Below are 19,099 nucleotides of genomic sequence, written 5' to 3'. Positions count from 1 at the left end.
GGAGCCAAGGGTAAGGAGCGGAAACTTAGCAGAAAAGGAGCTCGACGCGCATGTTGAAACCGTCTGTCGGCGTCGCCCTGGAAGGGCTGCCTTACATAGTCATCGCGGCATTCACCACCCTGATTTTCGCCATCATCGGCTGCTGGCCCGTGGCCGTGCTCGGCCTCGCCGTCACCGCCTTCATCGGGCATTTCTTCCGCGATCCCGAGCGGGTCGGCCCGGAGGACGCCGAAGCCGTTTCCGCCCCGGCGGACGGCAAGGTCATCAAGGTCGGCCGGGCCGTGGACCCCGTGTCCGGGGATTCCCGCCAGTACATCGCCATCTTCATGAACGTCTTCAACGTGCATGTGAACCGCATGCCGGTCAGCGGCAAGGTCGAGACCATCCGCTACATCCCGGGCAAGTTTTTCAACGCTTCCTTCGACAAGGCCAGCGAGGACAACGAGCGCAACATCGTGGTCGTCACCGGCAAGGGCAACCAGCGGTTCACCATGGTTCAGATCGCGGGACTCATCGCCCGGCGCATCGTCTGCTGGGCCGAACCGGGCGACAAACTCAAGCGCGGTGAGCGGTATGGTTTGATTAAGTTCGGTTCAAGAGTTGACCTTTACATTCCGGATGGCTATGTACCAACTGTCAGCGTCGGTCAGAAGACCGTCGCCGGCGAGACGGTCCTGGCTGAGAAACGTGCCGCCTGATCCGGAGAATAAAAGTAACTGATTGCCATGGTTGAGGAAAAGTTGCCGCGCCATAAGAGTGTCTACCTCCTGCCGAACCTGCTGACCACGGCCAGCTTGTTCATCGGCTTTCTGGGACTGACCTGGGCTATCCAGGGGGATATCGCCTCCTGCGCCCTGTGCATCCTGGCAAGCTGTGTGTTCGACGGGTTGGACGGCAAGGTGGCGCGGATCACCAACACGCAGAGCGAATTCGGCGTCCAGCTCGACTCCTTGGCCGATCTGGTCGCCTTCGGCGTGGTTCCGGCGCTCATGTCCTATCTCTGGCTGTTGCACGACTTCGGCCGTCTCGGCCTGATGGCCGCCTTCCTGTTCATGGCCTGCGGGGCCCTGCGCCTCGCCCGGTTCAACGTCCAGGCGGCGACCACCTCCAAGAAGCATTTCGTGGGCCTGCCCATTCCGGCTGCGGCCTGCACCCTGGCCACCCTGGTGTTGTTCACCGACTACGTGCCGCAGGAGTACCTGCACTCCGTGATCTCGGTGGGCACCCTGGTTCTGGTCTACGTGCTGTCCTTCTTCATGGTCAGCACCATCCGTTTCTATTCCTTCAAGGAAATCAGCGCGTTCAAGGCCCATCCCTTCAGCTGGATGGTGACCGCGATCCTGATCTTCTCTCTCATCGCGTCCCGGCCCAAGGTGCTCGGGTTCGTCTTCTTCCTGGGCTACCTCATTTCCGGCCCGCTCTACACCCTTTTCCTACTATCCCGCAGAAGCAAACGACTACTACGGGACAGCTCCAAGAAAGAGCTAGGCTAGCTCTCCTCATCCCATATTAGTACGTCGTACTGACCTTGATCGCCACGCTGCCCGTGCGGGTTTTGCGTTTGGCGGTTGCATACCCGTTGTCAAACATTTAGAACATACCCCCACAAGGGGAGCTATCCCGGAGGATACCATGGCAGAAAGAGTGTACGTATTCGACACCACCTTGCGTGACGGCGAACAGTCTCCCGGCGCGACCATGAATTTGGACGAGAAGATCCGCATGGCCCGCCAATTGGAGACCCTGGGCGTGGACATCATCGAGGCGGGCTTCCCCATCGCCAGCCAGGGCGATTTCGAGGCGGTCCAGGCCATTGCGGCGGCCGTCGAGAAACCGCAGATCGCGGGGCTGTGCCGCGCCGTGACCGGCGACATCGACCGTTGCTGGGAGGCCATCAAGGAGGCCAAGCACCCGCGCATCCACGTTTTTCTGGCCACCAGCGAAATCCACATGAAGCATAAGCTGGGCAAGACCGCGGACGAGGTCATCGTGATGATCGACAAGGCCGTGCGCCACGCCTGTCAGTACACCGACAACGTGGAGTTCTCGGCCGAGGACGCCTCGCGCTCGGACTGGGATTTCCTGGTCAAGGTTTGCGAGACCGCCATCGAGGCCGGTGCTCGCGTGATCAATATCCCGGATACCGTGGGCTACACCCAGCCCTTCGAATATTACGACCTGATCAAATACCTCATGGACAACGTGAGCAACATCGACAAGGCCATGATCTCGGTCCATTGCCACAACGACCTCGGGTCGGCCGTGGCCAACTCCCTGGCCGCGATCAGGGCCGGGGCGCGCCAGGTGGAGTGCACCGTGCTCGGCATCGGCGAGCGCGCGGGCAACGCGGCGCTCGAGGACGTGGTCATGGCGCTGAACACCCGCAAGGAGCTGTACGGCGTGGAGACCGGCATCGTCACCGAGCAGATCTTCCCGTCCTGCCGCCGCCTGTCCCAGATCATCGGCATGCCCATCCCGCCGAACAAGGCCATTGTCGGGGCCAACGCCTTTGCCCACGAGTCCGGCGTGCACCAGGACGGCGTACTCAAGAACCGGCTGACCTACGAGATCATGACTCCGGCCTCCATCGGCCTGACCAACAACGAGATCGTCATCGGCAAGCACTCCGGCTCCCACGCCGTGCGCAAGAAGGCCGAGGAGCTGGGCTACACCCTGGACGAAAACCAGGTCAACGTACTCTTCAAGGCGGTCAAGGATCTGGCCGACAAGAAGGAGCAGGTCTTTGACGAGGACGTGGAGGCGCTCATCCTGGAGTCGGTGTACCGCCGCAAGGACCGCTTCCGGTTGGTGGACATGTCCGTTTTCTCCGGCACCGGCGACGTGCCGCCGCACGCGGCGACCGTCATGGAGTTCGGGGCCAAGGGCGATGCCGAGGTCAAGCGCACCAGCAATTTCGGTGAAGGTTCCATTGACGCCGTGTTCCAGTCCATCTACTCATTGGTGGGCGTATCCCCGAAACTCGAAAGCTATACGGTCAACGCCGTGACCGAAGGTTCCGACGCCCTGGCCGGTGTCGCCGTGCGCATCGAGCACGACGGCGTCAAGGCCGTGGGTCGCGCCAACGACGGCGATGTGGTCAAGGCCAGCGCCTTGGCCATGGTCAACGCATTGAACCGCTTGGAAAAAGCGAAAGAGGAGAAATAGACAAATGGGTCAGACCTTAGCTGAAAAAAATCTGCAGAACCATACGGACGAGCAGGTCACCGGCGCGGGGCAGATCGTCCAGTGCAAGGTGGACATGGTCCTTGCCAACGACATCACCGCTCCCCTGGCGATCAAGTCCTTCAAGGCCATGGGCGCGACGAAGGTCTTTGACCGGGACAAGATCTCCCTGGTCTGCGACCACTTCACCCCGAACAAGGACATCGACTCCGCCGAGCAGGTGAAGGTGGTCCGCGACTTTGCCGAGGAAATGGGCGTGACCCATTACTACGAATGCGGCGAGGTCGGCGTGGAGCATGCGCTGCTGCCCGAGAAGGGCATCGTCGGCCCCGGCAACGTGGTCATCGGCGCTGATTCCCACACCTGCACCTACGGCGGCCTGGGCGCTTTCGCCACGGGCATGGGCTCCACCGACGTCGGCGCGGGCATGGCGCTGGGCGAGACCTGGTTCAAGGTTCCGCCGACCATCCGCGTGAACCTGACCGGCACCCCCGGCAAGTACGTCGGCCCCAAGGACTTCGTGCTCAACCAGATCGGCATCCTCGGCGTGTCCGGCGCGCTGTACAAGGCGTTGGAATACGGCGGCGAGGTGGTCGACAACATGACCATCGAGGGCCGCATGACCATCGCCAACATGGCCATCGAGGCGGGCGGCAAGGTCGGCCTGTTCCCGGTGGACCAAAAGACCCTGGACTATTCGTCCAACGCCGGGTTCAAGGGCGGCGAGATGATGACCGCGGACGCCGACGCCGTGTACGAGCGCGTGGTCGACATCGACGTTACCGGCATGGCCCCTCAGGTGGCCTGTCCGCACCTGCCCGACAACGTCAAGCCCGTGGACGAGACCGCCGGGCTCAAGATCCACCAGGCCGTCATCGGCTCCTGCACCAACGGCCGCATCGAGGACATGCGCCAGGCCGCCGAAGTGCTCAAGGGCCGCAAGGTCGATCCCAAGGTGCGCTGCATCATCCTGCCCGCCACCCCGTCCATCTGGAAGGCGTGTATGCAGGAAGGGCTGATGGAGATCTTCATGGACGCGGGCTGCATCGTGGGTCCGCCCACCTGCGGACCCTGCCTGGGCGGCCACATGGGCATCCTGGCGGGCGGCGAGCGCGCTATCTCCACCACCAACCGGAATTTCAAGGGCCGCATGGGCTCCCTGGAGTCCGAGGTCTTCCTGTCCAACCCCGCCGTGGCCGCCGCTTCCGCCGTGGCAGGCGAGATCATCAACCCCGCCAAGCTGTAGGAGGGTGCAATAATGAAAGTTAACGGAACCGCTCACAAAGTGGGCGACCATATCGATACGGACGCCATCATCCCGGCACGCTTTCTGGTGACCACCGACGCCAAGGAACTGGGCGCCAACTGCATGGAAGGGCTGGAGGCCGGATGGGTCAAGCGCGTCAAACAGAACGACGTGATGGTCGGCGGCGTGAACTTCGGCTGCGGCTCGTCCCGCGAGCACGCGCCCATCTCCATCCTGGGCGCGGGCATCCCCGTGGTCCTGGCCCACAGCTTCGCGCGCATCTTCTACCGCAACGGCTTCAACATGGGCCTGGTCCTGCTCGAGATCGGCGACGATATCGACAAGTTCAGCGATACCGATGACATCGAAGTGGACACCGCCACCGGCGTCATCAAGAACCTGACCACCGGCGCGACCGTCCAGGCCGCTCCGGTTCCCCCGTTCATGCAGGAAATCCTCAACGCGGGCGGACTGGTCGAGTACGCCAAGAAAAAATTGGCCTAGGAAGGCCTCCGGCGGCCGGGGGGAAGGGGAAAAAAACCCTTTGAAAAGGGTTCTTTCCTCCCCTTCCCCCGGACCCCCATCCCCTTCTTTTCCCAAACTTTTTGGGGCCGCTTCGTGGGGTAGGGGGGCGAAATTTTGCTAATGGCATTGATCATGCGCGCGTACGGCCCCGCCGAAGGCGCGATAAAAAGTTTTGGAGAGTCCAGAGAACCTTTTTCAAAAGGTCCTCTGGTCCCGCCGAAGGCGACCGCCGGTAGGCCCGCCGGAGGCATCACAACAGGAGAGAATAATGAAAATTTGTGTTTTGCCCGGTGACGGGATCGGCCCGGAGATCGTGACCCAGGCCTTGCGGGTTCTGGACAAGGTGGCCGACAAGTACGGCCGCACCTTCGAGACCACCGAAGCGTTGATCGGCGGTTGCGCCATCGACGCCGAGGGCGTGCCTCTGCCCGCCGACACCGTGGCCAAGTGCCGTGAGGCGGACGCCGTGCTGCTGGGCGCGGTGGGCGGTCCCAAGTGGGACACCATCGACCCGGCCATCCGCCCGGAGAAGGGGCTGCTCGGCATCCGCAAGGAGCTCGGGCTGTTCGCCAACCTGCGCCCGGCCAAGCTGTTTCAGCAGCTGGCCGGCGCCTGCTACCTGCGCCCGGACATCGTGGCCCGCGGCCTGGACGTCATGGTCGTGCGCGAGTTGACCGGCGGCATCTATTTCGGCGAGCCGCGCTTTGACGGCGAGAAGGACGGCGAGCGGTTCGGCTTCAACACCATGACCTATTTCGAGCACGAGATCAGGCGCATCGCCAAGGTGGCCTTCGAGGCCGCCCGCAAGCGTTCCGGCCGCGTCTGCTCCGTGGACAAGGCCAACGTGCTGGACGTGTCCCGCGTGTGGCGCGAGATCGTCATCGACGAGCACAAGAACTACCCGGACATCGAGCTGTCCCACCTGTACGTGGACAACGCGGCCATGCAGCTGGTGCGCGATCCGTCTCAGTTCGACGTGATCGTCACCGGCAACCTGTTCGGCGACATCCTGTCGGACGAGGCCGCCGCCATCACCGGCTCCATCGGCATGCTGCCGTCGGCTTCCCTGGGCGCGGCCAACCCCGGCCTGTTCGAGCCCATCCACGGCTCGGCCCCGGACATCGCGGGCAAGGACCTGGCCAACCCGCTGGCCACCATCCTGTCCGTGTCCATGATGCTGCGCCACGCCTTTGACATGGGCGAGGAGGCGGACTGCATCGAGCAGGCCGTGGAAAAGACCCTGGAGCAGGGCTACCGCACCGGCGATATCGTCCAGGAAGGCGGCAAGGCCGTCGGCTGCACCGCCATGGCCGACGCCGTGCTGGCGAACATGTAGTCCGGTCGCAAGAGAATGAGAAAGGGCCGCGTCGCTTGACGATGCGGCCCTTTTGTTTGCTTGGGGGGGAGAAGAAATCAGAGGCTGGTGCTGAGTTTGCCCGCCTTTTCCGCCTGTTTGCCGGTTTCCAGGTCGATGAAGCCGAGCGCCATGCACACGCCGATGTAGTCCATCTTGAGGATCTCCATCTTTTTCAGGGCCCGCTCATGTTGTTCGCGGGTGATCTTACCCTGGTTGAGCAGGTAGCGGCCGATCTTCTCGTTCTCGTTCGCTTCGGCCGCTTCCAGGTCGGCAACGGTGATGCCCCGGATGTCGCCCTGGGTGCTGCGCAGGGTGGCCAGGGCCTGCTCCTTGTTGACTAACTCCCGATCCAGGAGGCGCTTTTGTTCGCGCAGGGAATGGTGACGCGTCTCCAGATCGTTCTGCCGGTTCTGGAGTTTGTTCATGGTCGCGTACCGGTATTTGGAGATCATCCGGAAGGCTACGAAGAAGATGGCCAGAAACAGGCCGAAGAGCATGCTGAAAGTCATCTCGTATGCGTCCGATGTTCCAGGATGCCGATTTGTTCGTCGAGCTCGTTCACCTTGCCCTTGAGTTCGGCGATCTGCTCTTCGAGGATGGAGTTCTTGGCTTCGAGATGCACGGTCAGCCGCCGGACCTCGTTTCGCTTGCGCCGGATCAGGTCCGAGCTGTTGTGATGGTGGATGACGATGATCCCCACGAGTACGAACCCGAACATGGCCAGGAGAAGATATAGGGTACTGACTTCCAGCATTGGGTGTCTGTGGGTTGTCGGGTTCGGGCTGGGCCTCGGGTTGTGCGCAAGGTACTTGGAAATATGGCGTCTGGCAAGGAGAGGCGACTCTCTCCGTCCTGTCACCCGGTAGTGGCTTGTCCTGTCCGCGAATGGTTCATGAGCCGCTCGATCTTGCGCCCGGCGGGCAGTTTCTTGATGGCCAGTTCGAGTTTCAGGGCCGCGCTCTTGCCGTCCACCTCCACGCTGGCCGCCAGGGCCACCGGGAGCCTGGCCCGTGTGTACTTGGAGGCGGTCCCGGCATTGTGCGCCCTGATCCGCCGGTCCAGGTCGTTGGTGATGCCGCAGTAGAGGCTGTTGTCCGCGCAACGGAGGAGATAGACGTACCATGCCTGCATGGGGGCAGTGTACCCGCCGGACCGTGCGCGGTCAAAACAGTTGCCAATCCGCTTCACGCATTATATCTCTCATCCGCAAACGCTAAAGGTCCATTATTATATGTCGCGCATTACAGTACAGAGTCTCGAGAAATCCTACGGCGGCGAGCCGATTTTTTCCGACGTGGCCTTCGAGGTCTCGCCGGGCATGCGTCTGGCCCTGACCGGTCCCAACGGCTGCGGCAAGAGTACGCTGCTCAAGGTCCTGGCCGGTGAGGTCGAGCCCGACGGCGGCCAGGTCACGGTGACCAAGGGCGCCCGCGTGGGCTACGTGGCCCAGGAGATGACCGGCGAGGTCCTGGAGCAGCAGCTCCTGGCCTGGGTCCTGTCCGCGCTGCCCTCCTGGAACGAGTTCTGGGAGGCGTGGGAAAAGGCCGTGCACGAGGGGGACAACGCGCGCATCGAACAGTTGTCCCATCGCCAGGCGGAGTTCGAGCAGCGCTACGGCTACAACCCGGATCACAAGGCGCGGGCTATTCTGACCGGCCTGGGTTTTGCCGAGGAAGACCTGCTTAAGCGCATCGGCGAGCTGTCCGGCGGCTGGCGCGAGCGGGCCAAGCTCGGCCGTGTCCTGCTGCAGGGCGCGGACGTGCTTCTGCTCGACGAGCCCACCAACCACCTCGACCTGGAGGCCGTGGAGTGGCTGGAGGACTATCTGCTCAACTTCCGGGGCACGCTGGCCTTCGTGGTCCATGACCGCATCTTCCTGAACCGCGTGGGCACGCACGTGCTCTTCCTGGGCGGGGCCAAGCCGCTCCTGCGCAGGGGCTCCTTTGACGAGTTCCTGGCCTGGGACGAGGAGAACCGCGAGCAGCGGCGCAAGGAAGCGGACAAGCTGTCGGCCCGTATCGACAACGAATACAAGTACATTAACAAATTTCGGGTCAAGGCGCGCAAAGCGGCACAGGCCCAGAGCAAACTCAAGAAGGTGGAGAAGCTCGAACAGGAGCTCAACCAGATCAAGCAGGTTCAGGCCGCCCATCATCGGGGCCGGAGCCTGAACTTCCGCCTGCCCGAGCCCAAGCGGGGCGACAAGGTCCCGGTGTCCGTGGTGGACCTCGAATTTCACTACGAGGGCGGCCATTCGGTCTGGCCCGCTCTCAATTTCCAGCTCTTCCGGGGCAAGAAGGTGGCCGTGGTCGCGCCCAACGGCGCGGGCAAGTCGACCCTGCTCAAGCTTTTGGCCGGGTCGCTGACGCCGTCCGCCGGGCACGTCAAGATCGGCCCGGGCACCGAAATGGGCTATTTCAGCCAGCACCAGCACGAGATTCTCAACCTGGACAACTCGGTCATCGGCGAGATCCGGCGGCTGTCCAGCCCGGGGCTGACCGAGGAGCAGGTCATGAGCGTGCTCGGCCTGTTTCTGCTCGGCGAATCGTATTTCGAGCGCAAGGTCAAGGGGTTGTCCGGCGGCGAGAAGTCCCGCCTGCTCCTGGCCACGCTGTTCCTGGCCAAGGCCAACCTGCTCATCCTGGACGAACCCACCAACCACCTGGATATCGAGACCCGCGAGGGGCTCATCCGGGCGTTGCAGGACTATGACGGCACGCTGCTTTTCGTGGCCCATGACCGCTACCTGCTGAACGAGGTGGCCGAGGAGGTCTGGTCCCTGGACGGGAACGGGCTGACCCAGCACGTGGGCGGGTTCGAAGAGTACCACGCCCGGCAGAAGCGGGAGGAGGCCTGCCGCAACAATCCGGCCGCCTGCGAATCGGAGGATGCCTTGGAAAAGCGCAAGCTGACCAAGGAGGAGAAGCGTCGCCAGGCCGAGGAGCGCAACCGCCTGTACCGCGAGCTCCAGCCGCTCAAGAAGAAGTACGACAAGCTTGAGGCGGACCTGGAAAAGGTTCTGGACGAGCAGGCCGGGCTGGAAGAGAAGATGAACGATCCCGCTACCTATGAGAAGCCCGAGCAGGCCCTGAAGCTCAACGCGGCCTACAAGGACGCCACCGAGTGGGCCGAAACCCTGATGGAGCAGATGGCCGAGCTGGAAGCCCGCATGGAGGCCATCACGGGCGACCAGGGGGCGGAATGAGCAAGCCGGTCCTGGAGGTGGTGGCGGGCATCGTCTGGCGGGACGGCCTCTACCTGGCCGTACAGCGGCCCGAAGGCGGCCCCATGGCCGGTTGGTGGGAATTCCCGGGCGGCAAGGTGGAGCAGGGCGAGACGCGCGAGCGGGCCCTGGTCCGCGAGTTTCGCGAGGAGCTGGACGTCATGCCCGAGGAATTCGACTACTGGCGGGACCTGCGCCACGAGTACGACGAGTTCTCCGTCCATCTGCATTTTTATCACATCACCAAATATTCAGGAGAGTTGAAGAGCCTGGAAGGCCAGAATATGGCCTGGGCCGACCCCAGGGGGCCCATTGCTCTCGACTTCCTGCCCGCCGACATCGTCATCGTCGAAGCCCTCCATAGCTGATTCCGATGCCCGCCGTGCGTGGATTTACGCCATTTCTCCATTGAAGGTTGAGCCGAGAAGGAGTATGTATCTTCACTTGCCCGAATTGGGTTTTACCTGAAGTGATTGTTGAAGGAGTAAGCATTGCGCGTTTGTGATCTGATCGACGGGAAGTCCCCGTTCATCTCCTTGGAGTTCTTTCCTCCCAAGGAGCGGGAAGCCTGGCCCGCCTTTTTCGAGGTGGTCGACAGGCTCAAGGTCCTCGATCCCCTGTTCGCGTCCGTGACCTACGGCGCGGGCGGCGGCACCCAGGACAATACCCTGGAGATCGCCACCCGGATGAAACGGGATCACGGCATCGAGCCCATCACCCACCTGACCAGTGTGGGTGCCTCGGCCGAGAAGCTGGACGGCTTTTTGGATAGCTTGGTCAAGGCCGGTATCGACAACGTCCTGGCCCTGCGCGGCGACCCGCCCCGGGGCGTGGAGGATTTCGATTTCAGCTCCCAGGAGTTCCGGCACGCCTCGGAACTGATCGAGTACATCTGCGCGCGGTACCCGAACCTGTGCGTGGGCGGAGCGGCCTATCCCGAGCCCCACTGCGAATCTCCGTCCATCAAGTCCGACCTGGACATGGTCCATCTCAAGGTGCGCAAGGGCGCGGAGTTCCTGGTCACCCAGATGTTCTTCGACAACCGTATGTATTTCGACTACGTGGAGCGCCTCAAGCTGATGGGCGCGGACGTGCCGGTCATTCCGGGCGTCATGCCGCTTCTGAGCCTGAAGTCGGCCAAATTCATTCTCAGCCTGTGTGGCGCGGCCATTCCGGGCAAGTTCCTGAGCGCACTCGAGAAGGCGCATGAGGAGGGCGGTGACGATGCCGTGTACGCACTGGGCATCGACTACGCCACCAAACAGGCCCAGGAACTCATCGACGGCGGCGCGCCGGGCGTGCATCTGTACACGCTCAACCGCGCCGAGGCGGTTCTTGAAATCGGAAAAAATCTCAATATATAGTCTTTGGGGGTAAGGAAAATGAGCAAGAATTTCGTTGTCGCGGTCTGCGGCGCCACGGGTGCCGTTGGCCAGGAGATGTTGAAGGTCCTGGAGCAGAGGGATTTCCCCTACAGCAAGGTCATTCCCCTGGCCTCGGCCCGCAGCGTGGGCAAGAAGGTCGAATGCAAGGGCGAGGAACTGACCGTCCAGGAGCTGACCGAAGATTCCTTTGAAGGCGTGGACATCGCCCTGTTCTCCGCGGGCGGCTCCATCAGCGAGAAGTTCGCTCCCATCGCGGCCAAGGCCGGCTGCGTGGTGGTCGACAACTCCTCGGCCTGGCGCATGAACGACGAGTGCCCCCTGGTGGTTCCCGAAGTGAACCCCCATGATCTGGACTGGCACAAGGGCATCATCGCCAACCCCAACTGTTCCACCATCCAGATGATGGTCGCGCTCAAGCCCATCCATGACGAGGCCAAGATCAAGCGCGTGGTCGTGTCCACCTACCAGGCCGTGTCCGGCACCGGCCACAAGGCCATCGAGGAGCTGGAGAACCAGGTGCGCCGCCTCATGTCCGGCCAGCCCGTTGTGGCGGATGTGTACCCGCACCAGATCGCCTTCAACTGCCTGCCGCACATCGACGTCTTCATGGACAACGGCTACACCAAGGAAGAGATGAAGATGGTCAACGAGACCGTCAAGATCATGGGCGACCCGTCCATCAAGGTCACCGCCACCTGCGTGCGCGTGCCGGTCTTCTACGGCCACTCCGAGTCCGTGAACATCGAGACCGAGCTCAAGCTGACCGCAGACGATGTCCGCGCCCTGCTGGCCAAGGCCCCGGGCGTGACCGTCGAGGACTACCCGGAAAAGCTCATCTATCCTATGGCCATCAACGCCTCGGGCGAGGACGACACCTACGTCGGCCGCATCCGCGAGGACGAGACCATCGAGAACGGCATCAACATGTGGGTCGTTTCCGACAACATCCGCAAGGGCGCGGCCCTGAACACCGTCCAGATCGCCGAGACCCTGATCGAGCGCGACCTGGTGCGCGTGCCCTAAGGAGTCCATCGTGGTCAAGGTAGCGGATTCCAAGACGTATCTGGACGCCATGCTGGCCGTCGAACGGCCCGGCGCGGGCGAGATCCAGGCCTTCTACGAGCACCGTGTGGGCATGATCTGCACGGACCCCAGGCTCATGGTCATGCCCTGGGACGACCATCTGGTCCATCGCGGGGACGGCATCTTCGAGACCATGAAGTTCGTGGACCGGAAGCTCTACCAGCTGGAGCCGCATATGGCCCGCATGCAGCGGTCCTGCCAGGCCATCTACATGACTCCGCCGTGCTCCTGGGACGAGATCGGGAAACTGATCCTCGACGTGGCCCGGGCGGGCGGCCGGGACAGCGGCATGGTCCGCGTACTCCTGGGGCGCGGCCCCGGCGGCTTCGGCATCTATCCGTCCGAGTGCCCTGAATCGAGCCTCTACGTGGTCTCCTACGACCTGCATCCCAAGCCGGAGTCGGTCTATGAGAAGGGCGTGACCGCCTTCAAGACCTCCATCCCGGCCAAGCAGTCGTATCTGGCGACCATCAAGTCCATCGACTATCTGCCCAATGTGCTCATGAAGCACGAGGCCGAGGAAAAGGGCTACGATTTCCCGTTCTGCTTCGACCGCAACGGATTCCTGGCCGAAGGGGCCACCGAAAACGTGTGCATCGTGGACGAGACCGGCAAGCTGGTCATCCCGGAGTTCACCAACGCCCTGGCAGGGACCACCCTCATGCGCGCGGTGGACCTGATCAAGGACGAGGTGCCCATCGTCTTCCGCAGTATCAGCGAAGAGGAAATCCTCCTGGCCCGCGAGGTCATCATCGTTGGGACCACCGGCGACGCCATCCCCGTGGTCCGGTTCAACGGCAAACCCATCCACGACGTCAAACCCGGCCCCGTGGCCGCGCGTATCCGTGAGCTCCTCAAAAAGGACCTCCAGGACACCGGCATCCTGCTCTAGGCCGGACACCAAATACAATATAAAAGGGCCGCCCAGAGGGCGGCCCTTTTATCGCCTCCGGCGGCCGGGGGAAGGGGGAAAGGAAACCCTTTGAAAAGGGCTTTCCTTTCCCCCTTCCCCCGGACCCCCATCCCCCTTTCCTTCCGAAACTTATTGTCGCCGCTTCGCGGGGCGGGCCGCATAAATATGGGCCTCCGAATTTCATGAGGTCGGAGGCCCTTTTTTATGGGAGCGATTCGGGTGGCGAAGCCTCCCGGCAGCGGCTCTCTTTGCCGCACTCCGCAAACCATTATCTTACTGAACGAATGGTTTATAGGAGATGGGAGTTGATGACCGCTCGGTCGAACTGCCGTATAGCCTCTTCGGCAAGGCTGTCGGTGCCCATGGTGCGCATGGCGTGGTCGTGGAGCATGCGGGTCACGTCCATGGGGCCGGGGATGGTCATGAAGCCGAAGGCCTCGGCCCAGGCGTCGCCGCGCAGGTAGGAGAGCGCCCAGCGCACGGTGTGCTCGTGGAAGAAGTGCTGGTTGTTGATGACCAGGACGGCCTTGCACCGGCCGTCTTCGGCCCGTTCCTTGAACGAGACCTTGCGGTGTTCGCAGGAGGTCAGCGGATAGCCGACGTGATAGAACTCGGCACCCGCCTGCGCGGCCTGCACCCACAGGTCCCAGTCGCGGTAGTAGGTGTTGTCGCGGAATCCCTGGGTCCAGCCGAATGCCTCGCGGGTGATGAGCACGCCGGGGCCGAGGAAGCCGCGCGTCTGGAGAAGGCCGTCGCGGTAGGGCGGCAGCTGGATCATGGACGGGCCCATGGCGCGGTTCGTGCCCGGCGCGAGTCGGATGTAGTCCGCGTACATGATATCGGTGTCGGGGTGGTCCGCGAAGACCGCGTCCACGGTGGTCAGGTACTTGGGGTCCAGCCGGTGGTCGGGCCGCAGGAACACGAGCCGGTCGCCGATGGCCTTGGCGGCCGCGAGGTTGCGCGCCCTAGAGGGGGTGACGTCCGGGTCGAAGGTCTCCAGCCGGACGGCGTCCAGGCCGGTGATGGCCCGCCACAGGGTCTCGTTGGAAGGAGCGTGCCCGCCGTTTCCAACCACCACGATCTCGGCCCGGTCCAGCCCTTCGGACTGTCGGGAGATGGACTGCAGCAGCCGCGGCAGGCCCGGGTGGGTTTCCAGGTCGGAAACGATTATGGAAACGGTATGCTTGCGCATGGTCGCCCTTCCATGGGATTACGAGTTTTTGTCCGAGAAAGGCCGGTACGATCCGTGTACACAATTCACCTTACTCGCACCAAATATATCGACCCATAGATAGGAAACTTTAGACCATGGATGTATTTTTTCGGAAAAAAGATATGCGACAGGCGTCGACCCATCGGCTTGCGCGTGGGCCTGGGTTGACGTATGTACTTAACTGCGTGAAACAATGTGGAAACCGGTTCCGTCGTATCCGGTCTGAAGTAGCACCTCTTGAATCCGGCGGTACATTGTGGCGATTTTCAAGTGTGAATCCTGCGGTTATGAGCGCGAAGTCCCGGACGGGCTGACAGGCAAAAAGGCCCGGTGCCCCGGTTGCGGCCGGGGCGTGACCATTGCGGCCGGGGTGGCGGCCGGGGACGTGCCCGCCAACGAAGCCGAAGATGCGGCCGGGAGCGTCCCGGTGGATACGCCCCCAGTCGCGGAACATGAGGAGCCTGTCGGCGCCGTGCGCGTGGCGGCCGCCGAGTCCGTTGACGAGCCCCATCCGGCGGGCGGGGACGGCGATCCGCTCAGGCCCATCGACCTGGACGGGGACGAGCTGTCCGTCGACCTGGAGCCCGAGGACGTCATCTGCGCCGCATGCGGCCATGTCCAGGATCCGGTGCACGGCGGCGAGTGCTCCCAGTGCGGCGCGCCGCTTGCGGTCGTTGAGGAACTGCCCGAAGTGGACGAGAGCGAGATCGACGTCAGCGACCTGGCCGAGCCCCTTGAACCGCAGGTCTGGGAAGCCGATTTCAAGGGCGGACCGGACGGGACCAGCATCGAAGCGGACCGGGACCCGGACAGCTGGCGACTCCTGCGCGGCGGCAAGACCCTGAATTTGTACGCGGGCATTGTGTCCGGCGTGCTGTCGCTTTTCTTTGTCTATTCCCTGTCCCTGCTGGCCGCGTCCCAAGGGGGCATGCACCAGTATCTGCCGTTCATGCTCGGCGCGGCCCTGGCCGGGGTCATCGTCGGGTCCATCTTCTATTCTTTTCTGTCCCGGATTCCCTTTGCCCTGGTCGGGCCGGAGACGGTCCTGACCGCCGTGCTCTTCCTGTTCATGGGCAGCATGTACCGCTTCATGGCCGAGACCTTCGCCCCGGAGCTCATCCTGCCGACCATCCTGGCGGGCATCGCCCTGGCGGCTCTCTTGACCGGAGTGGGCCTGCTGGTCCTCGGCCAGTTTCGTCTCGGCGAATACGTCCGCTACATTCCGCTGCAGATAATCGGCGGGGTCATCGGCGGCGTGGGCGTGTTCGTGCTCATCGGAGCTGTCTCCTGGATGGGCGGGATGAACCCCGACTGGAGCAATGTCTACAGCCTGGGGCTGTCCCTGGCGACCAATTTCCATCTCGATCGGGATCTGTACACCATGGGGCCGAGCGTGATCTTCGGCCTGATCCTGTTTTTCGCCATGTTCCGCAGCAAGAATTCCCTGTTCCTGCTCGCCCTGATCCTGGCGGCCGTGGGTGCGGGCAACGCGGCGGGCGTCTGGGCCACGCTCCCGTCGGTCCGCGACCTGGCCGAGCCCGTACCCTTTCCCAAGGGCTCGCTGCTGGTCCATCTGGTGGAGGTACTCAAGTCGCCCATGCTCTTCAGCGACATCCAGTGGGCGGTGATCAAGTCGCACAGCCTGTACATCGGGGCCATGGTCGTCCTGGCCGTGCTCACGGTCATGTACCGGATCACCCGGCTGGAGCTGATCCGTGGCCGCGAGAGCGACCTGAGCCGCGAATACAGTGCGCTGGGCGTGACCAACATGGTCTCGGGCCTGTGCTGCGGCATGCCGGTCTCCCTGTCCTTCGGCCGCAGCGCGGGCAGCTACGCCGCGGGCGGCAGGGGGCCGCTGGCCGGTATCGTGGCCGGGCTGATTTGCGCGGTCGGGCTGTTCTACGCGGACTTCATTCTGCCCGTGATCCCCAGGTTCGTGCCCGAGGGGCTGCTCGTCTACGCCGGGCTGGACCTTATCCGCGACTGGTTGCTGCGCACCCGCTCGTCCTTCACCAGCCGTTCCGAGCTGTGGCTGCTCCGGCTGACCTTTGCGGCCACGGTTCTCCTCGGCCTGCTCGAAGGCATCGGCTTCGGCGTGGCCCTGGCCCTGATGGTCACGGTCAGCCGCGCCGGGCGTGGCGGGGTGGTGCGCAACGTGCTCTCCGGTTCCCAGCACACCAGCAACGTGGACCGGGCCTCGGCCCAGCAGCGCGTGCTCAAGGAATTCGGCGACCACATCCACATCATGCGCGTCCAGGGATTCATCTTCCTGGGGTCCATGGAGCGGCTCATCGGCGACATCCGCAAGCGGCTGGACGACCCCAACCAGCTCTCCCTGGAATACCTGGTCCTGGATTTCCGGTTGACCCGGGGATTCGCCTCGGCCTCCAGTCTCGGCTTCGCCAAACTGTACAAGCTGGCCGCGCAGAACCGGGTCCAGGTGGTCATCACCAGCGCTCCGCTGGAGTTGGAGTCGCACCTGGTCTCCTTGGGGTACGCGGGCGACGAGCAAGGGCAGTTCAAGATTTTCTTCGACCTGGATTACGCCCTGGAGTGGTGCGAGAACCGCGTGCTGGACGCGGAGGGCATGCTGGATATCCGGCAAAAGACCCTGCCCGAGCTGCTCGTGCCGATCTTCCCGGAGCCCAAGTACATTCCGGCGCTGATGAAGGTCCTCAAGCGCGAGGTGGTCCAGGCGGGCGAGGCGGTCTTCCGCCAGGGCGACAGCTCGGACGCCATGTATTTCGTGGAGTCGGGCCGGCTGGACGTGGAGTTGGAGATGCCCGACGGGCGGATTATCCGGCTCAAGAAGGTCGGACCGGGCGCGGTCTTCGGCGAGATGGGCATCTACACCCTGTCCCCGAGGTCGGCGACCATCCGGGCGGCGGAGAAGTGCGTCCTCTACCGCATGACCCTGCGCAAGCTCGACGCCATCGAGGCGCGCGTGCCCAGGCTGGTCACGGCCATCAACAGGTTCCTGATCAATCTTCTGTCCGAACGGCTGGTCGATTCCAATGCCAGGGTCCGTGAGCTGATGCTCTAGGCGCCCAGGCCGAGATCGCCCAACACGTACTGTTTGAGCGCCTCTTCCCAGGGGCGCGGAGTCACGCCCGTGGTCCGGATGAACTTGGCCAGGTCGAGCACCGAATAGGGCGGCCGGTAGGCCTTGGTGGGGTATGCCGAGGTGGGCACCGGCGAGACCAGGCAGTTTATGCCCGCCAGGTTCACGGCGGTGTTGGCCAGCCCGTGCCAGGAGGTCTTGCCCGAGTTGGCCAGGTGGAACAGCCCCGCGGCGTCCTTTTCCAACAGCTTGACGGTGTTGTCCGCAATATCCGGGGTGTAGGACGGGGAGCCGATCTGGTCGTTGACCACGGTCAGCTTCTTGTGCGCGTCGGCCAGTCCCAATATCTTCTTCACGAAATTCGTCCGCCCGGGGCCGAAGAGCCAGGCGATGCGGATGATCAGGGTGCGCTTGTAGCCGAGCTTGAGCAGGCCGCGTTCGCCGTCCGCCTTGCTGATCCCGTAGACCGAGGAGGCGTTGGGCTCGTCGTACTCGGTGTAGGGGGTCTGCTTGCGGCCGTTGAACACGAAGTCCGTGCTGTAGTGCACGAAGGGGATGGCCCGGCGCGCGGCCAGGGTGGCCAGTAGCGGGGGCACCGTGCCGTTCAGGGCGAACGCCTTCTCCGGCTCGTCCTCGGCCAGATCCACCTGGGTGTAGCCCGTGGCGTTGATGAGCACGTCCGGGTCGTTCTTGTCCAGCCATAGCTCCACGGACATCGGGTCCAGGACATCGCAGTCCTGCCTGGACAGGGGAAAGGCAACGGCTCCGGCGTTGTCGAAGGCCCTGGACAGGGCCTGGCCGAGCAGCCCGGTCCGACCTCCGAGAATGGCTATGCGCGAGCCCGCGATACGCATCAGGCGCGCTCCTCGTACCAGGAGTCCATGAACGTCCTGTATTCGCCGCTCTGGACCTGTTCGAGCCAGGCGGTGTTGGCCTCGTACCAGGCGATGGTCCGGGCCAGCCCCTGGTCAAAGGCCAGGGTGGGGGCGAAGCCGAGTTCCTCGGCCGCCAGGGAGAAGTCCATGGCGTACCGCTTGTCGTGGCCCGGCCGGTCCGTGACGTGGGTGATCAGCGATTCCGGCTTGCCCACGATGGACAGCAGGGTCCTGACCACGGAAATGTTGGTCTCCTCGGCGTTGCCGCCGAAATTGTACGCCTGGCCCTCGCGCCCCTTGGTCAGGGTCAGCTCCACGCCCCGGCAGTGGTCGTCCACGTAGATCCAGTCGCGCACGTTGAGCCCGTCGCCGTAGACCGGAAGCTTCTTGTCCGCCTTGGCGTTCAGGTACATGAGCGGGATGAGCTTTTCCGGGAACTGGTACGGCCCGTAGTTGTTGGAGCAGCGGGTGATCAGCACGGGAAAGCCGTATGTCTCGAAATAGGCCCGGGCCATGAGGTCCGCGCCCGCCTTGCTGGCCGAGTACGGGCTGTTGGGGGCCAGGGGAGTGGTCTCGGTGAATTTGCCCGTGGGGCCGAGGGTGCCGTAGACCTCGTCCGTTGACACGTGGACGAACCGCTCGGTGCCGCACTGGCGGGCGCACTCCATGAGGTTCTGGGCCCCGGCCACGTTGGTGGTCACGAACGGCGACGGGTCGTTGATGGAGCGGTCCACGTGGGACTCGGCCGCGAAGTTGACCACCGCGTCTATCCCTTTGCCACCGAGCAGGTCCATGACCAGCTCCCGGTCGCAGATGTCGCCCTGGACGAATTCGTAGCGCGGCTCGTTCTCCTCCAGGTCCAGGAGGTTCAGCCGGTTGCCCGCATAGGTCAGCTTGTCCAGGTTGAGGATGGCCCAGTCCGGGTGCGAGGCGAGCATGAGCCGGATGAAGTTGGTGCCGATGAAGCCGCAGCCGCCGGTGACGAGAAGTTTCATGGAGTTCTTTTATCGGTTGAAAGGGTTCGGGAATTCTTTG

At 63.4% G+C, this 19,099-nt stretch carries 18 protein-coding genes and 1 pseudogene; 13 read left to right on the top strand and 6 right to left on the bottom strand.

All coding sequences use genetic code 11. The annotated features are described in order from the left end of the window. Positions 1 to 50: 50 nt before the first annotated feature. From ACR42D_RS10975 to leuB, 6 genes are all read left to right on the top strand, one after another. Positions 51 to 698 (top strand): phosphatidylserine decarboxylase family protein, encoded by a 648-nt coding sequence (locus ACR42D_RS10975; protein WP_484566849.1) that lies wholly within the window; start codon positions 51 to 53, stop codon positions 696 to 698. 27 nt (positions 699 to 725) lie between these two features. Further along, positions 726 to 1,493 (top strand): CDP-diacylglycerol--serine O-phosphatidyltransferase, encoded by a 768-nt coding sequence (pssA, locus tag ACR42D_RS10970; protein WP_484566848.1) that lies wholly within the window; start codon positions 726 to 728, stop codon positions 1,491 to 1,493. Between the two features lie 139 nt (positions 1,494 to 1,632). Beyond that, a complete protein-coding gene (locus tag ACR42D_RS10965) occupies positions 1,633 to 3,165 on the top strand; it encodes a 2-isopropylmalate synthase (protein ID WP_484566847.1) in 1,533 nt (510 codons plus the stop codon). A gap of 4 nt (positions 3,166 to 3,169) precedes the next feature. After that, the gene (gene leuC / locus ACR42D_RS10960; RefSeq protein WP_484566846.1) at positions 3,170 to 4,429 is read left to right on the top strand and encodes a 3-isopropylmalate dehydratase large subunit; all 1,260 of its coding nucleotides are present in this window, start codon (positions 3,170 to 3,172) and stop codon (positions 4,427 to 4,429) included. 12 nt (positions 4,430 to 4,441) lie between these two features. Further along, on the top strand, positions 4,442 to 4,933 hold the full coding sequence (locus tag ACR42D_RS10955) for a 3-isopropylmalate dehydratase small subunit (protein ID WP_484566845.1): 492 nt from the start codon (positions 4,442 to 4,444) through the stop codon (positions 4,931 to 4,933). A gap of 289 nt (positions 4,934 to 5,222) precedes the next feature. Then, a complete protein-coding gene (gene leuB, locus ACR42D_RS10950) occupies positions 5,223 to 6,290 on the top strand; it encodes a 3-isopropylmalate dehydrogenase (RefSeq protein ID WP_484566844.1) in 1,068 nt (355 codons plus the stop codon). A 77-nt stretch (positions 6,291 to 6,367) separates the two neighbouring features. Here the strand turns inward: leuB and ACR42D_RS10945 are convergent, their stop codons facing one another. From ACR42D_RS10945 to ACR42D_RS10935, 3 genes are all read right to left on the bottom strand, one after another. Beyond that, the gene (locus ACR42D_RS10945) at positions 6,368 to 6,820 is read right to left on the bottom strand and encodes a hypothetical protein (protein WP_484566843.1); all 453 of its coding nucleotides are present in this window, start codon (positions 6,818 to 6,820) and stop codon (positions 6,368 to 6,370) included. Then, positions 6,817 to 7,065 carry a hypothetical protein gene (locus ACR42D_RS10940; protein ID WP_484566842.1) on the bottom strand — a complete coding sequence of 83 codons (249 nt, stop codon included), beginning with the start codon at positions 7,063 to 7,065 and terminating at the stop codon, positions 6,817 to 6,819. The genes ACR42D_RS10945 and ACR42D_RS10940 overlap by 4 nt, the downstream gene beginning before the upstream one ends. Before the next feature lie 101 nt (positions 7,066 to 7,166). Beyond that, a complete protein-coding gene (locus tag ACR42D_RS10935; RefSeq protein ID WP_484566841.1) occupies positions 7,167 to 7,442 on the bottom strand; it encodes a GIY-YIG nuclease family protein in 276 nt (91 codons plus the stop codon). On the opposite strand from ACR42D_RS10935, the pseudogene ACR42D_RS10930 reads away from it, so the two are divergent. The 6 genes and pseudogenes from ACR42D_RS10930 to ACR42D_RS10905 all read left to right on the top strand — a co-directional run. After that, positions 7,441 to 8,085, top strand: a pseudogene (locus tag ACR42D_RS10930) (ATP-binding cassette domain-containing protein); the annotation flags it as partial. The gene ACR42D_RS10935 and the pseudogene ACR42D_RS10930 sit on opposite strands and share 2 nt — an antisense overlap. After that, positions 8,071 to 9,516 carry an ABC-F family ATP-binding cassette domain-containing protein gene (locus ACR42D_RS10925; protein ID WP_484568459.1) on the top strand — a complete coding sequence of 482 codons (1,446 nt, stop codon included), beginning with the start codon at positions 8,071 to 8,073 and terminating at the stop codon, positions 9,514 to 9,516. The pseudogene ACR42D_RS10930 and the gene ACR42D_RS10925, both read left to right, overlap by 15 nt. Further along, positions 9,513 to 9,902 (top strand): (deoxy)nucleoside triphosphate pyrophosphohydrolase, encoded by a 390-nt coding sequence (locus ACR42D_RS10920; RefSeq protein WP_484566840.1) that lies wholly within the window; start codon positions 9,513 to 9,515, stop codon positions 9,900 to 9,902. The genes ACR42D_RS10925 and ACR42D_RS10920 overlap by 4 nt, the downstream gene beginning before the upstream one ends. A 123-nt stretch (positions 9,903 to 10,025) precedes the next feature. Continuing rightward, complete coding sequence (locus tag ACR42D_RS10915; RefSeq protein WP_484566839.1) at positions 10,026 to 10,898, top strand: methylenetetrahydrofolate reductase; 873 nt, start codon at positions 10,026 to 10,028, stop codon at positions 10,896 to 10,898. Positions 10,899 to 10,916: 18 nt separating this feature from the next. Continuing rightward, a complete protein-coding gene (locus ACR42D_RS10910) occupies positions 10,917 to 11,942 on the top strand; it encodes an aspartate-semialdehyde dehydrogenase (RefSeq protein WP_484566838.1) in 1,026 nt (341 codons plus the stop codon). A 10-nt stretch (positions 11,943 to 11,952) separates the two neighbouring features. Further along, entirely contained in the window at positions 11,953 to 12,894 is a 942-nt protein-coding gene (locus tag ACR42D_RS10905) for an aminotransferase class IV (RefSeq protein ID WP_484566837.1), read from the top strand. 310 nt (positions 12,895 to 13,204) lie between these two features. Here the strand turns inward: ACR42D_RS10905 and ACR42D_RS10900 are convergent, their stop codons facing one another. Next, positions 13,205 to 14,107, bottom strand: coding sequence for a glycosyltransferase family 2 protein (locus ACR42D_RS10900; RefSeq protein ID WP_484566836.1), 903 nt, complete (start codon positions 14,105 to 14,107; stop codon positions 13,205 to 13,207). 277 nt (positions 14,108 to 14,384) lie between these two features. Here ACR42D_RS10900 and ACR42D_RS10895 point away from each other — a divergent pair, with 277 nt between their 5' ends. Then, positions 14,385 to 17,171, top strand: coding sequence for a SulP family inorganic anion transporter (locus tag ACR42D_RS10895; RefSeq protein WP_484566835.1), 2,787 nt, complete (start codon positions 14,385 to 14,387; stop codon positions 17,169 to 17,171). Here ACR42D_RS10895 and rfbD read toward each other — a convergent pair. Next, positions 17,168 to 18,043: a dTDP-4-dehydrorhamnose reductase gene (gene rfbD / locus ACR42D_RS10890; protein ID WP_484566834.1), complete on the bottom strand. Its 876-nt coding sequence runs from the start codon at positions 18,041 to 18,043 to the stop codon at positions 17,168 to 17,170. The two genes, ACR42D_RS10895 and rfbD, sit on opposite strands and share 4 nt — an antisense overlap. Then, positions 18,043 to 19,059, bottom strand: a complete 1,017-nt coding sequence (gene rfbB, locus ACR42D_RS10885) for a dTDP-glucose 4,6-dehydratase (RefSeq protein ID WP_484566833.1) — start codon at positions 19,057 to 19,059, stop codon at positions 18,043 to 18,045. The genes rfbD and rfbB overlap by 1 nt, the downstream gene beginning before the upstream one ends. Positions 19,060 to 19,099: the final 40 nt, after the last annotated feature.

It is taken from the genome of Pseudodesulfovibrio sp. lm2024 (genome assembly GCF_051175575.1).
Lineage (GTDB): Bacteria > Desulfobacterota > Desulfovibrionia > Desulfovibrionales > Desulfovibrionaceae > Pseudodesulfovibrio > Pseudodesulfovibrio caledoniensis.
The sequence above is the reverse complement of the archived record's forward strand: the minus strand, read 5'-3'. Positions and strand labels throughout refer to the sequence as shown.